The sequence below is a fragment of the Mycobacterium sp. E2327 genome (assembly GCF_001672675.1).
Lineage (GTDB): Bacteria > Actinomycetota > Actinomycetes > Mycobacteriales > Mycobacteriaceae > Mycobacterium.
Genome location: NZ_LZKE01000042.1, coordinates 1 through 12,683 on the forward strand (window position 1 = coordinate 1; position 12,683 = coordinate 12,683).

Here is a 12,683-nt window from a genome sequence, read left to right on the forward strand (position 1 = left end):
CGACGCCGTGTGGTCGTCCGGGATGCGCGCCAAACTGGGCCTGTCCGACGGCGTGGACGCCGGGGTCGTCGCGCCGCTGGTGGACGAGTTGCTCGCGCTGCTGAAGGAGAGCGGCGTCGACTACACGTCCTTCTTCCGCCACCTCGGGCGGGCGGCGCGACGACCCCGGCGTCCACGCCGTCGGACAGGCCCAGTTTGGCGCGCATCCCGGACGACCACACGGCGTCGTAGGTGGGCCGGAAAATTCCGAACGCTTCCTCGGCGAGCGCCACCGCCTCGTCAACGTCGTTGGACAGCAACGGAATCAGTGATTCGGCGAACCGGGCGAGATTCCATCCGGCGACTACCGGCTGGTTGCCGTAGGCGTAGCGACCCCAGAAATCGATCGAGCTGAAAACCGTGTCCGGGTCGTACGCCTCCATGAAGGCGCACGGCCCGTAGTCGATGGTTTCACCGGAGATCGTCATGTTGTCGGTGTTCATCACCCCGTGCACGAAGCCGATCAGCATCCATCGGGCGATCAGCGACGCCTGGACGGCGACCACCGCTTCGAACAGGGCCAGGTACGGCCGCTCGGCGTCGGCCGCGCTCGGATGGTGGCGCGCGATCGCGTGGTCGGCGAGGCGGCGCAGCAGATCGACGTCGCCGGTGGCGGACGCGTATTGGAAGCTGCCCACGCGCAGGTGACTGCTGGCCACGCGGGCGAGCACGGCGCCGGGCAGCTGCGTCTCGCGCTGCACCGGCCGCCCGGTGGCGACGACGGCCAGCGACCGGGTCGTTGGGACGCCCAGCGCGTGCATCGCCTCGCTGACGATGTACTCGCGCAGCATCGGGCCCACCGCCGCCAGGCCGTCGCCGCCGCGCGCGAACGGCGTGGGGCCGGACCCCTTCAGGTGGATGTCGCGCAGGCGCCCGCCGTCGTCGACGAGCTCGCCCAGCAGCAGTGCGCGGCCGTCGCCCAACCGCGGGACGTAGCCGCCGAACTGGTGCCCGGCATAGGCCTGGGCCACCGGGACGGCGCCGCCCGGGACGAGGTTGCCCACCAGAAAACGCAGCCCGTCGGGACTCCGTAGCCAGTCGGCGTCGAGACCTAGCTCGGCGGCCAGCGGTTCGTTGATCGCGAGCAGCCGCAGGTCGGGGGCCGGCTCCGCCTGCCAGCGGACGGCCATCTCCGGCAGCTGGCGAAAAAACCGGTCCTGCAGAGCAACGGTGGTATCCGGCGCAACGCTCACTTCACCGAGACTACGGAAAGTCCCGTCCCTAGCCGATGGCCTGCGCGATCAAGTCGCGGGCGCGGTCGAGCATCGAGGCAAACGGCCCGACGGCGAAATTCAGCTTCGCCGATTCCACTCCCGGATGCGGACGGGTGGGGGCTATCGCCTCGGCCGCACGCACCGCCGAGCCCATCCGCTTGAGGTCGTTCGCGTCGACTTCCTTCTGCAGCAGGGGGAATTCTTCGTCCTCCTCGTGCCGGGCGTGGTCGAGTACGGCGTCGCGCAGCTTGGTCAGCTCGTCGACGAACTCCTGCGAGGTGAAGTCGAGTTTCTCGATCGCCGAGAGCAGTTCCTTGGCTTCGTGCTCTTCTTTGAGCCGGGCGTCGACGATTGCGTCGCCGCCTTCGACCTCGCGGCGAGTCCGCGGATGCACCACCATCTCCTCGGCCGTCTCGTGCACGGCCAGCAGTTGGCGCAATTCCACGAACGGCTTCTCGCGTGCCTTGGGGTCCGATGCGTGCAGCACTTCGTCAAACATGTCCTCGATGAGGTTGTGCTGCGCTTTAAGAAACGCGACGACCTCCTCGGGAGATTGGACAATCATGTCGGCCATGGCCGATACCTCCATCGATAGGGGATTCGGGGGTGCGGGCTATGGGCTGTGCACCGCGTTGCCAGAAATACCCGGCGCCGGGACGGGTAAACGCGAGCCCCCGTCGGACCGCTTGCGGCATCCGACGGGGGCTTCGGCGGATTCAGCTAGACGTTGCCGCGTGTCGTGGGTGTTCCGACAGCCGCGATTGTGTCGGTGTCCTTGCGGCGCTTGAGGCCGATGAGTCCACCCAATCCGAGCAGGCCGAGCAGCCCCCACAGCCCGTTGTTGTCGCTGTGTTGGTCGGTGTTTTGGCCATTGTTGTTGTCGGCCAGCGTCGTTGTGGTCGATGACGGGGCAGGAGCACTCTGAGTGGTGGCGTTGGCGACGCCCGCCCCACCGAATAGCAGTGCCCCGGTCGCAGAAATGACCGCAATTGTCTTACGCATGTTCGCTCCTGAATTGGTTCTGTTCGGTCGACTGAAGACCGAGCATCAGATTGGGACCAGTTGCTTCTAGCCCGCGCGGAAAAGCGACACGAGAACAAGGCCCGATGCGTCGCAAGGCATGGCTACCCGGCGTGAGAGGAATGAAACTACACCCGAGGATTTTGCCAAGTACGATCGTTTGCTGATGGATCAGCAGGACCCGCAACAGCGCATCGCCGAGTTGGAGCTGCAGCTCGCGCAGCAGAAGCGCATCGCGGAGCTGGAGCGCCAACTGGCCGACGCCAGGGCGGCCGCGAGTGAAGGCCCACCCGCCGAGCGCCCGGCCGAGGTCTCCGCCGTGCAGCTGGCCGCAATCGACGAGCACGCGCACCGGCTGGCGCAAGCCCTGGCGGCCGACCGCGGTCAGCCCTTCGGCGGGCCGGCGCCGCTTCGGGAGGCACTTTCACGCGCCGTCGTCGACGCGGGACTGTCGCAGCAGCAGTACAGAGACGTCCTCGACCGCGCCGGCCTGCGCGCGGGCGGCACGATCAAAGTCGGGGGACAAGTCGTCTACCAGCGTTGCGACCCATCCGATCCCGTTTTCCTGGCACCGCGCCCGCGGGGAGCATATGGCGGTCAGGGCTTCGCGGCGCCTCAGCGCAAGCTCTCCGGGGCCGGTTGGATCGGGCCGGTCGTTGCGCTGTTCGGCGGGGGAATCGGCCTCTGCGTAGGCATCGCGGCGGCGGCGACCGCCCTCATCCCGTCGAGCGCGCTGTGGATGAGCCCCATCGTGTGCCGAAGCGGATACGCGATGGCGTACAACACCTCGCACTACAGCTACAAGCCGGGCCACTCGGGCACCAGCGTGAGCTTCCAGTGTGTCGGTGACGGCGACTCGTACGACGTCAACGACTTCGCGGTCTTCGCGTTGCAGTCGTTGCTCGCCGCGCTCCTGGTGTTCGCCGTCCTGGCTGTGGGGGGCTTGCTCTGGCGGCGCTCGCACAAGCCCGCGTGATCATCGGTTCGCCAGGCGACTACGGTCTAAGAAACACGAATTTCACCCAACGGAATGAACATGGCGACAGATCAGATGTACGAACAGGTCGACGACCAGGCGCCGGATCCCACCGACATCGGCTGGCGCATCGATCCCGTTCTCGCCCGCAGTTGGCTGCTGGTCAACGGCGCGCACGCCGATCGGTTCCAGGCCGCGGCGCATTCCCGCGCCGACATCGTCGTCCTCGACATCGAGGATGCGGTGGCGCCCAAAGACAAGCAGGCCGCCCGCGAGAACGTGGTGCGTTGGCTCAAAGCCGAAAACACCGACTGGGTCCGCATCAACGGGTTCGGCACCCCGTGGTGGGCCGATGATTTGGCGGCACTGGCCGGTACGCCCGTCGGCGGGGTGATGCTGGCGATGGTCGAATCGGTGGACCACGTCACCGAGACCGCGCAACGCTTGCCCAACGTGCCCATCGTGGCGTTGGTCGAGACGGCCCGGGGACTGGAGCGCATCACCGAGATCGCGGCGGCCAAGGGCACATTCCGGCTCGCGTTCGGGATCGGCGATTTCCGCCGCGACACCGGCTTCGGGGAGGACCCGAGCACCCTGGCGTACGCGCGCTCGCGCTTCACGATCGCCGCCAAGGCGGCCAACCTGCCCAGCGCGATCGACGGGCCGACGATCGGCTCCAACGCCTTGAAGCTCATCGAGGCCACGGCCGTTTCCGTCGAGTTCGGGATGACCGGCAAGATCTGCCTGACGCCGGATCAGTGCGCCGTGGTGAACGAGGGGCTTTCCCCATCTCAGGACGAAATCTCCTGGGCCAAGGAGTTTTTCGCCGAATTCGAACGTGACGGGGGAGAGATCCGCAACGGCTCCGACCTGCCGCGTATCGCGAGGGCCACCAAGATCCTGGAACTGGCCCGCGCCTACGGCATCGAGGTGTCGGAGTTCGACGACGAGGAGCGCGTGCACTCGCCCGCGCCGTCGGACACGTATCACTACTAGGAGTCGGTCCGATGAGCGCCACGGTGGACTTTCACTTCGACCCCATGTGCCCGTTCGCCTACCAGACGTCGTTGTGGATCCGCGACGTTCGTGAGCAGCTCGGCATAACCATCAACTGGCGGTTCTTCAGCCTCGAGGAGGTCAATCGGTCGGAGGGCCAAAAGCACCCGTGGGAACGGGAGTGGTCCTACGGCTGGTCGCTGATGCGGATCGGGGCGCTGCTGCGGCGGACCGACATGTCGCTGCTGGACCGGTGGTACGGCACGATCGGGCGCGAGCTGCATACCCTGGGCGGCAAGCCGCACGATCCGGCGGTGGCGCGAAAACTGCTGGACGACATCGGCGTCGACGCGGCGGTCTTGGACGAGGCGCTGAACGACCCCACCACCCACGACGAGATTCGTGCCGAACATCAGCGCGTCCTCGATGCGGGCGGGTTCGGTGTGCCCACGCTTTTTCTGTTGGGCCAGTGCCTGTTTGGACCCGTGCTGGTGGATCCGCCGACTGGGCCTCCCGCGCTGACCCTCTGGAACGTCGTAACCGGGATGGCCGAGTTGCCGCATGTCTACGAACTGCAGCGGCCCAAGGCGCCGACCGATCTCGATCTCATCGGCCGAAGCCTGCGCCCGTATCTCGATGGGCGCGACTGGGTCAGCATCAACCGCGGCGAAGTCATCGACCTGGAGGGACTAAGCGGCGTGTCGGGCAATGGCGACGCCGATTCGTAATTCGATCTCGCTGACTTCGATCGTGGGAGCCCGAGGTGGCGCCGTCGACCGGTACGTCTGCCCCGTAGGCGTGGTGAATTCGGCTGTGTGCGTATGGTTTTCGTCCACGGTGGTCCTGACCCGCCAGCCCGCGGCCTCCTTGACGTAGTTGCACAGCTCGCAGCAGCCCATCCCATTGTCCGCGGTGGTGGGGCCGCCCGCGGCCCACGGCCGGGCGTGGTCGCGGTGCCGGATCGGCGCGTCGCAATAAGGAGTGCGGCAACGTTGATCGCGCATCTCGACGAAGGTTGCCAGGCCGCGCGGGAAGAGGCGCGCCCGCGACTCCATCGCGACCAGCGCCCCCGAACGCGGATGCGCGTAGAGCCTGCGCAGCGTCGCCCGGGACCGCCGGTCCGCCAGCGCGCTGGAGACCATGGCCCGGGCAACCGCCGCCGGAATGGGGCCATAGCCGCCGAGGTCGGCCGGCGCGTTGTCACCGCCGAGCAGCGTTGCGTCCGAAAGGACCAGGTTGACCGCGATCGGGGTAGGGATTGCCGCGTCGCGTCCGGTGACCCGTTCCACCAGGGTGTCCGCCATGATTTGGCCGCGTGAGCGCCCGTCGCAGCGGGTGTCCGCCTCGCGGCGCAGCGCCGCATACACCGAGACTCCCTGGGTCACCGGCAGCAGCGCGGTCACGTAGGTCATCGTGTCCGGCGCCGGTCTAATGGTGACCGTTCGCTCGTTCTCGGCCTTGGCCGCTCGCTCGACGACGGCATGCGGGTCCAGGCGATAGGCGATCGCCTTGGCGGAGGCGGCCAACCGCGCGTCGCCCACGCCGTTCAGCTTGTCCGGGTCGGCGCACAACTCGGCGTCCAGCGTGCGGCGATCCTCGACGTCCAGGCAGGCGCTCTCGCGCACGATCAGGGTGGCCCGCCACTCCGACAGCGCCCCGCATTCCAACGCGGCCAGCGTATGCGGCATCTCGTACACCAGCGCCTTCGCGAATCCCAGATGCCGGCCGCCCCGGGCGGGGGAATCGCGTCGCGCCAGCGCAATCTCGCTGGCCACACCCCGTCCGCGCTGTGCGGCCGGCACCCCGGCGGCGGCTTCGTTCGAGCGTCGCAACGCATCCAGGGCCGCGGCCAACCGCGCCTGACCTGCGGCGGCCGCCGACTTTTCGCGCTCCAACTCGGCGATCCGCTCGATGAGAGCGGCCTCGTCGGCATTCGATTCGAACATACGTTCGATTATACCGGTTCGACCGACAAGATCGCTAACCTGAGCCCGTGGGCGCCAAAAGCCGCATTCATGTGGCGCGCGTATATGACGAATCCCAGCCGAACGACGGGCAGCGGGTGCTTGTCGATCGCATCTGGCCGCGCGGGGTGCGCAAGGACGACCCGCGGGTGGGCATCTGGTGCAGGGACGTCGCGCCGTCGAAGGAGCTGCGCGAGTGGTACCACCATGACCTGGAACGGTTCGACGAATTCGCGGAACGCTACACCGACGAGTTGCGCGACAGCCCGGCGCTGGCGGAGCTGCGAAAGCTGGCCAAGCGCGGCGTCGTAACCCTGGTGACCGCCGCCCGCGAAGTCGACGGCAGTCACGCGGCGGTGCTGGCGAAGCTCCTCAAAGGCAGCTGAAATGCGGTTGGGATTGCACGCGCTGGGAATCGGGTCCGGCGCCGACCGTGCGGTGATCGACGCCGTCGCATCGGCCGCGGACAATTGCGGCTTTGCCACACTCTGGGCCGGTGAACACGTCGTCATGGTGGATCGATCCGCGTCCTGCTACCCCTATTCCGATGACGGCGTCATAGCCGTTCCCGCGCAAGCGGATTGGCTCGACCCGATGATCGCACTGAGCTTCGCCGCCGCTGCGTCGTCCCGGATCGGCCTGGCGACGGGTGTGCTCCTGCTCCCCGAACACAACCCGGTCGTGGTGGCCAAGCAGGCCGCCAGCCTGGATCGGCTGAGCGGCGGGCGCCTGACGCTGGGCGTGGGCGTCGGATGGTCGCGAGAGGAATTCGCCGCTCTCGGTGTGCCTTTCGAGCAGCGGGCGGCCCGCACCGCCGAATACGTGGCGGCGATGCGCACCTTGTGGCGCGACGACGTCGCCTCCTTCGACGGTAAGTTCGTCCGCTTCGATGCGATCCGGGTCAACCCAAAGCCGTTGCGTGAGCGCCGCATCCCAATTGTGCTCGGCGGCAACAGCGATGCGGCGCTGCGGCGGGTTGCCGCTTGGGGCGACGGCTGGTACGGGTTCAACCTCGACGGGCCGGCCGCGGTGCGCGAACGCATCGACAGGCTGCAGCGGCTCTGTGCCGACGAGGGCCGCGACCGCGCCGAGCTGGGGGTGTCCGTGGCGCTGCGAGATCCAAGTGCCCGCGACATCGGCGCGCTTTACGAGGCGGGCGTCGACGAACTGGTCCTGGTGGCGGCGCCGCCCGACCGCCCCGACGCCGCTACCGGCTGGGTTTCCGCGCTGGCCGACAAGTGGGCGGAGGCGCTTGGGTAGGCTGCGCGGTTGATATGAGCGAACCCGAAGTGATCTTGCCGCGGGAACTGACCGACATCAGCGAAGAGGTGCGTCGCGTGCCGCCGCCGCCCGGGACCGCCGACGTTCCCGAACCGTATGCTTTCCGGCTTGCCGACCCGGACAAAGATGCCGAGATGATCTCGGAGTGGATGAACCGGCCCGCCCTCGCCGAATCATGGGAATACGCCTGGCCTCCCCAGCGCTGGCGCCGATACCTCAGCGCGCAACTCGACGGCAGCTATTCCCGACCGTTTTTTGCCAGCCAGGATGGCCAAGACCACGCCTACATCGAGTTGTACCGGGCCGCAAAGGATTCCATCGCCACCCGGTACGAGGCGGACCCCTACGACTTGGGGATACACGCCGCCATCGCCGACGAAGAGTTCGTGAATCGCGGTATCGCCGGGTACGTGCTGCCGTACTTCGTGGCGAGCGTGCTCGGCCAGGACCCACGGTGTCGCCGCATCATGTTCGATCCCGATTACCGGAACAAGACCGCGCGGCGATTCTGCGAGCGCGCCGGTTGCGCGTTCCTGGGCGAGCACGATATGTCGAACCGGCGAATGGCGCTGTATGCGCTGCCCCGTACCCCCGACGACGTGCCCTCGCTCCGCGAGGCCTGAGCGCCGGGCTCAAACCTGCGTTGCCGCCCACTGGCCGAGTACCACCGCGGCGATGCCCAGGGCGATGCTGACGACGACGTTGGCCAGCGCCGTCCACGTCTGGCGTTCCTCACCGAGGCGATGCGTTTCCAGCATCCAGGTGGAAAAGGTGGTGTAGGCGCCGACGAACCCGGTCCCCACGACCAGCGCCGCGTCCTTGCTCAGCGCCAGGCCGCCAAGGAAACCCAACAGAAAGGCGCCGCTGACGTTGACCGCCAACGTCCCGAACGGAAACGACCGGGCCACCCGGCGCGCCACCGCGCGGTCGATCACGAACCGCAGCACCGATCCGATGCCCCCGACGAGGGCGACGCCGGACCAGACCAACACGGTCGTCATCGGCGCACTCTTACCCGCCGGACGAGAGCGGTCGCCAGGTAGACGGCCAGGAATCCCAAGATGATGCTGCTGACGGTGTAGGTCGCGGCCATGGCCCAGTGGCCATGCTCGATCATCCGGACGGTCTCGACCTGCATCGTGGAGAAAGTCGTTAAGCCGCCACAGAATCCGGTGCCGAGCAGCGGGCGCCGGTAACTCGACACCGGTAACCGTTCCAGCAGTCGGGTGGTGAAGTAACCGACCAGGGCGGCGCCGACGATGTTGACGATGAACGTCGGCCACGGCCACTGATCCGTGTCACGGACGAGGACGGTGCTCAGCCCCGCCCGTGCCAGGGCGCCGATCGCTCCGCCGGCGAAAACCGCGGCCAGTTCGCGATAGTCGGGTCCTGCCACGGGTCGCTTCCTTTCCGGCGGGTGAACGCTTCGCAGCATAGAGGGACACGCGACTGCAGCAGCGCGCAGAATTGGTAACCATGGCCCACCCGCGCGCCGGTCAGCCGGCCCAGCCCGAAGACCTCGTCGACCTCCCGCACCTGGTCACCTCCTATTACTCGATCGAGCCCGACCCGGACGACGTCGCCCAACAGGTGGTGTTCGGCACTTCGGGGCACCGCGGGTCGGCGCTCAACGGGGCGTTCAACGAGGCCCACATCCTGGCCATCACCCAGGCCATCGTCGAATACCGGGCTGCGCACGGCACCACCGGACCGTTGTTCATCGGCCGCGACACCCATGGCCTCTCGGAGCCGGCGTGGGTGTCGGCGCTGGAGGTGCTGGCCGCCAACGACGTCGTCGCGATGATCGACTCCCGCGACCGCTACACGCCGACGCCGGCGGTCAGCCACGCCATCCTGACCTACAACCGCGGCCGCACCGACGGCCTGGCCGACGGGATCGTCGTCACGCCGTCGCACAACCCGCCGCCCGACGGGGGTTTCAAGTACAACCCGCCCAACGGGGGACCAGCGGACACCGACGCGACCAATGCAATCGCCAAGCGCGCCAACGAAATTCTGCGCACCGGATCGGGCGTACAGCGGGTCCCGCTGGCCCGCGCGCTGGGAAGCGTCGAGCGCTACGACTACCTCGGCACCTATGTCGACGACCTGCCCAGCGTGGTCGACGTCGCCGCCATCCGCGGGGCCGGGGTGCGCATCGGCGCCGACCCGCTCGGCGGCGCCAGCGTGGACTACTGGGGCGAGATCGCGCGGCGGCACGGCCTGGACCTGACCGTCGTCAATCCGCTGGTAGATGCGACGTGGCGGTTCATGACCCTCGACCATGACGGCAAGATCCGGATGGATTGCAGCTCGCCGGACGCGATGGCGTCGCTAATAGCCAACCGGGACCGCTACCAGATCGCCACCGGCAACGACGCCGACTCCGACCGCCACGGGATCGTCACGCCCGACGAGGGGCTGCTGAATCCGAATCACTATCTGGCGGTGGCCATCGATTACTTGTACACCCACCGGCCGTCGTGGCCGGATGGCATCGCCGTCGGGAAGACGGCGGTCAGCTCATCGATCATCGACCGGGTGGTCGCCGGCATCGGGCGCAAGCTCGTCGAGGTCCCCGTCGGGTTCAAGTGGTTCGTCGACGGGCTTATCGGAGGCACCATCGGCTTCGGCGGCGAGGAGTCGGCGGGGGCGTCGTTCCTGCGGCGCGACGGCTCGGTGTGGACCACCGACAAGGACGGCATCATCCTGGCGCTGCTCGCCTCCGAGATCCTGGCGGTCACCGGCTTGAGCCCCTCGCAGCGTTACCGGGAGCTGACGGCCGAGTACGGCACCCCGTTCTACGCGCGCGTCGACGCGCCCGCCGACCGCGAACAGAAGGCGCGGCTTTCCAAGCTTTCGCCCGAGCAGGTGACCGCCACCGAATTGGCGGGGGAGCCGATCACCGGCAAACTGACCAGCGCCCCCGGCAACGGCGCACCACTGGGCGGGCTCAAGGTCACGACCGCCAACGCGTGGTTTGCTGCGCGGCCGTCGGGCACCGAAGACGTCTACAAAATTTACGCGGAATCGTTCAACGGATCGCAGCATTTGGCGGAGGTGCAGGAAGCCGCGCGCGAGGTGGTGAATAAAGTCATCGGGTGACCCTTTCCCTCCGCCTTGCCCGCCCGGGGGGGCGTGGTCCTCGTCCTGCACGCCTGCCGCGCGAAGTTTGGATCCTCAGCTGGGCCAACATCATGGTGGCACTGGGCTACGGCGTTATCTCGCCGGCGATGCCGGCCTTCGCCCGTACATTCGGGGTCAGCATCGAAGCGGTGACCTTCTTGGTCACCGTCTTCTCGTTGACCCGACTGTGTTTCGCACCGATAAGCGGACTGTTGGCACAACGGTTGGGTGAACGGCGCATCTACATCGGTGGTTTGCTGATCGTGGGGTTGGCCACCGCCGCGTGCGCGTTCTCCCAGGCATACTGGCAACTGCTGTTTTTCCGCGCGCTGAGCGGCTTGGGGTCGACACTGTTTTACGTCTCGGCCTTGGCGCTGATGATCCACATCAGCCCGCCCGACGTGCGCGGGCGGATCGCGGGCATTTTCACCAGCTCGTTCATGATCGGCGCGGTCGGCGGGCCGGCGGTCGGCGCCCTGACGGCGGGCTGGGGGCTGACGGCTCCGTTCATCGTCTACGGCGCCGCGATGCTGGGTGTGGCCGTGGTGCTGTTTTACGGCTTGCGCAATTCCGCGCTGGCCGCGCCCTTGCCGCCGACACGATCGACGGTGACGATCCGAGAGGCGTTGGGGTTCCGTGCGTATCGGTCGGCGCTGTTGTCCAATTTCGCGATGGGCTGGTCGGCGTTCGGGCTCCGCGTCGCGCTGGTCCCGCTGTTCATTTCCGACGTCATGGGCCGGAGCGTCGGTGTCATCGGTGTGGTGCTCGCGGCGTTCGCGGCCGGCAACGCGGTAGCCGTCATTCCCAGCGGCTACTTATCGGACCGGATGGGACGGCGCCGTTTGTTGATCGTCGGCCTGGCGGCGTCCGGGGTGGCGACGGCCGGGCTGGGCGTCGCGACGTCGCTGCCCGCGTTCATGGTCGTGGGGTTTGTGTCCGGCGTGACGACCGGCATCTTCATGTCACCGATGCAGGCCGCCGTCGCCGACATCCTCGGCAGGGAGGCGCGCGCGGGCACGCCGGTGGCCGCGGTGCAGATGGCGTCGGATCTGGGCGCGATCGTCGGCTCGATAGTGGTCGGCTGGGTCGCCGAGCGGCTCAGCTACGGCTGGGCGTTCGGCATCAGTGGGATTGTTCTTTTGGTCGCCGCCGTTGCCTGGGTGCCGTCACCGGAAACGCGGACGGCGCTCGAGCCGGCATGACCAGCGACTTTGAACGCTGGATGACAGTGGTGTAGCTTCGATGGGCACAACTTCTTGGGGCTATGGCGCAGCTGGTAGCGCACCACACTGGCAGTGTGGGGGTCAGGGGTTCGAGTCCCCTTAGCTCCACCAAGAAATCGCAGCTCCTTTGGCCCGCGCCCAACTAAGGCGCGAATAAACTCCCGCTGACTCGCCTGCTCATCAGATTGCGGGGGAAATGTCGACCGGGATGCCGTTGAGCACAGCGGTGCCCGACAGCGGGTCGAGGTACGTACCGTCGTTGAGTTGATTGACGTTGACACCGGCCTGGCTTGCAGCGAGCTGCTGTCCCGTGCCGCCGCGATCGTGTCCCCATCCGTGCGGCAGCGAGACCACGCCGCGGCGAATGCGGTCGGTCAACTCGACCGGAGCAATCAGTTCGCCGCCCGGGCCCTTGATGACCGCGATATTGCTGAGCCCGAGATCGGCCGCGTCGTCAGGGTGGATCTGCAATGTGCACCGGTTGGTGCCGCCCGACAGCGCGGGCACGTTATGCATCCAGCTGTTGTTGGAGCGCAGATGGCGCCGGCCGATCAGCATGAACGGATCGTTTGCACGGCCGACGGATTCGCGCAGCCGCCCCACGTCGGCGATCAACGGCTCGGGCGCGAGTTCGATTCGTCCCGTTGGGGTTCGGAGCACCTCGGGCAGCCTCGGTTGCAACGGACCCAAGTCGACCCCGTGCGGCGCCGCCTTAAGCCGCTCCAGGGTAAGCCCGTCGGGGTTGGCGCCGAACGCGTCGCCGTACGGCCCGAGCCGAAGCATCATGTCGAGGCGCCGCTCGTAGCCGGGCCCCTGGGCAAGCATCGCGGTCAGTTCGTCGACC

Annotated in this window: 15 protein-coding genes and 1 tRNA gene; 9 read left to right on the forward strand and 7 right to left on the reverse strand. The window is 67.6% G+C overall.

What is annotated here, in order from left to right; all coding sequences use genetic code 11:
* From A5712_RS05645 to A5712_RS05655, 3 genes are all read right to left on the reverse strand, one after another.
* On the reverse strand, nt 1–1,232 hold a 1,232-nt coding region (locus tag A5712_RS05645; RefSeq protein WP_156766431.1), incomplete at its 3' end, for a YdiU family protein.
* Nucleotides 1,233–1,260: 28 nt separating this feature from the next.
* On the reverse strand, nt 1,261–1,827 hold the full coding sequence (locus tag A5712_RS05650) for a hemerythrin domain-containing protein (protein WP_068102349.1): 567 nt from the start codon (nt 1,825–1,827) through the stop codon (nt 1,261–1,263).
* A gap of 146 nt (nt 1,828–1,973) precedes the next feature.
* Nucleotides 1,974–2,255, reverse strand: a complete 282-nt coding sequence (locus A5712_RS05655) for a WGxxGxxG family protein (RefSeq protein WP_068102351.1) — start codon at nt 2,253–2,255, stop codon at nt 1,974–1,976.
* A gap of 184 nt (nt 2,256–2,439) precedes the next feature.
* On the opposite strand from A5712_RS05655, the gene A5712_RS05660 reads away from it, so the two are divergent.
* From A5712_RS05660 to A5712_RS05670, 3 genes are all read left to right on the forward strand, one after another.
* Nucleotides 2,440–3,249, forward strand: a complete 810-nt coding sequence (locus A5712_RS05660; RefSeq protein WP_068102353.1) for a hypothetical protein — start codon at nt 2,440–2,442, stop codon at nt 3,247–3,249.
* Nucleotides 3,250–3,324: 75 nt separating this feature from the next.
* Nucleotides 3,325–4,245, forward strand: a complete 921-nt coding sequence (locus A5712_RS05665) for a CoA ester lyase (RefSeq protein WP_068102373.1) — start codon at nt 3,325–3,327, stop codon at nt 4,243–4,245.
* 11 nt (nt 4,246–4,256) lie between these two features.
* Nucleotides 4,257–4,973 (forward strand): DsbA family protein, encoded by a 717-nt coding sequence (locus A5712_RS05670; RefSeq protein ID WP_068102355.1) that lies wholly within the window; start codon nt 4,257–4,259, stop codon nt 4,971–4,973.
* On the opposite strand, the gene A5712_RS05675 is transcribed toward A5712_RS05670, so the two are convergent.
* Complete coding sequence (locus A5712_RS05675; protein WP_068102357.1) at nt 4,935–6,191, reverse strand: HNH endonuclease signature motif containing protein; 1,257 nt, start codon at nt 6,189–6,191, stop codon at nt 4,935–4,937. The two genes, A5712_RS05670 and A5712_RS05675, sit on opposite strands and share 39 nt — an antisense overlap.
* Before the next feature lie 47 nt (nt 6,192–6,238).
* Between A5712_RS05675 and A5712_RS05680 the strand changes: the two genes are divergently transcribed.
* The 3 genes from A5712_RS05680 to A5712_RS05690 are packed head-to-tail and all read left to right on the forward strand — an operon-like array spanning nt 6,239 to nt 8,113.
* Nucleotides 6,239–6,595, forward strand: coding sequence for a DUF488 domain-containing protein (locus A5712_RS05680; RefSeq protein ID WP_068102360.1), 357 nt, complete (start codon nt 6,239–6,241; stop codon nt 6,593–6,595).
* Between the two features lies 1 nt (nt 6,596).
* Nucleotides 6,597–7,469 (forward strand): LLM class F420-dependent oxidoreductase, encoded by an 873-nt coding sequence (locus A5712_RS05685; protein ID WP_068102362.1) that lies wholly within the window; start codon nt 6,597–6,599, stop codon nt 7,467–7,469.
* A gap of 14 nt (nt 7,470–7,483) precedes the next feature.
* Entirely contained in the window at nt 7,484–8,113 is a 630-nt protein-coding gene (locus tag A5712_RS05690) for a GNAT family N-acetyltransferase (RefSeq protein ID WP_068102364.1), read from the forward strand.
* 9 nt (nt 8,114–8,122) lie between these two features.
* Here A5712_RS05690 and crcB (A5712_RS05695) read toward each other — a convergent pair whose 3' ends face one another.
* Together crcB (A5712_RS05695) and crcB (A5712_RS05700) are read right to left on the reverse strand one after the other, a co-directional pair.
* Complete coding sequence (crcB, locus tag A5712_RS05695; RefSeq protein ID WP_068102365.1) at nt 8,123–8,491, reverse strand: fluoride efflux transporter CrcB; 369 nt, start codon at nt 8,489–8,491, stop codon at nt 8,123–8,125.
* Entirely contained in the window at nt 8,488–8,886 is a 399-nt protein-coding gene (crcB, locus tag A5712_RS05700; protein WP_068102367.1) for a fluoride efflux transporter CrcB, read from the reverse strand. The genes crcB (A5712_RS05695) and crcB (A5712_RS05700) overlap by 4 nt, the downstream gene beginning before the upstream one ends.
* Nucleotides 8,887–8,966: 80 nt before the next feature.
* Between crcB (A5712_RS05700) and pgm the strand changes: the two genes are divergently transcribed.
* The 3 genes from pgm (at nt 8,967) to A5712_RS05715 (ending at nt 11,950) form a co-directional block, all read left to right on the forward strand.
* A complete protein-coding gene (gene pgm / locus A5712_RS05705; protein WP_068102371.1) occupies nt 8,967–10,595 on the forward strand; it encodes a phosphoglucomutase (alpha-D-glucose-1,6-bisphosphate-dependent) in 1,629 nt (542 codons plus the stop codon).
* 92 nt (nt 10,596–10,687) lie between these two features.
* Nucleotides 10,688–11,818, forward strand: a complete 1,131-nt coding sequence (locus tag A5712_RS05710; protein WP_068102372.1) for an MFS transporter — start codon at nt 10,688–10,690, stop codon at nt 11,816–11,818.
* Between the two features lie 56 nt (nt 11,819–11,874).
* Nucleotides 11,875–11,950, forward strand: a tRNA-Ala gene (locus A5712_RS05715).
* A gap of 69 nt (nt 11,951–12,019) precedes the next feature.
* On the opposite strand, the gene A5712_RS05720 is transcribed toward A5712_RS05715, so the two are convergent.
* Nucleotides 12,020–12,683 (reverse strand): molybdopterin dinucleotide binding domain-containing protein (locus A5712_RS05720; RefSeq protein WP_304528659.1); only part of this gene is annotated, 664 nt, incomplete at its 5' end.

Excerpts from the sequence above, each read along its gene's own strand:
- A5712_RS05650 (WP_068102349.1), bottom strand. The coding sequence starts at position 1,827 with ATGGCCGACATGATTGTCCAATCTCCCGAGGAGGTCGTCGCGTTTCTT.
- A5712_RS05655 (WP_068102351.1), bottom strand. The coding sequence starts at position 2,255 with ATGCGTAAGACAATTGCGGTCATTTCTGCGACCGGGGCACTGCTATTC.
- A5712_RS05660 (WP_068102353.1), top strand. The coding sequence starts at position 2,440 with ATGGATCAGCAGGACCCGCAACAGCGCATCGCCGAGTTGGAGCTGCAG.
- A5712_RS05665 (WP_068102373.1), top strand. The coding sequence starts at position 3,325 with ATGTACGAACAGGTCGACGACCAGGCGCCGGATCCCACCGACATCGGC.
- A5712_RS05670 (WP_068102355.1), top strand. The coding sequence starts at position 4,257 with ATGAGCGCCACGGTGGACTTTCACTTCGACCCCATGTGCCCGTTCGCC.
- A5712_RS05675 (WP_068102357.1), bottom strand. The coding sequence starts at position 6,191 with ATGTTCGAATCGAATGCCGACGAGGCCGCTCTCATCGAGCGGATCGCC.
- A5712_RS05685 (WP_068102362.1), top strand. The coding sequence starts at position 6,597 with ATGCGGTTGGGATTGCACGCGCTGGGAATCGGGTCCGGCGCCGACCGT.
- A5712_RS05690 (WP_068102364.1), top strand. The coding sequence starts at position 7,484 with ATGAGCGAACCCGAAGTGATCTTGCCGCGGGAACTGACCGACATCAGC.
- crcB (WP_068102365.1), bottom strand. The coding sequence starts at position 8,491 with ATGACGACCGTGTTGGTCTGGTCCGGCGTCGCCCTCGTCGGGGGCATC.
- pgm (WP_068102371.1), top strand. The coding sequence starts at position 8,967 with ATGGCCCACCCGCGCGCCGGTCAGCCGGCCCAGCCCGAAGACCTCGTC.
- A5712_RS05710 (WP_068102372.1), top strand. The coding sequence starts at position 10,688 with ATGGTGGCACTGGGCTACGGCGTTATCTCGCCGGCGATGCCGGCCTTC.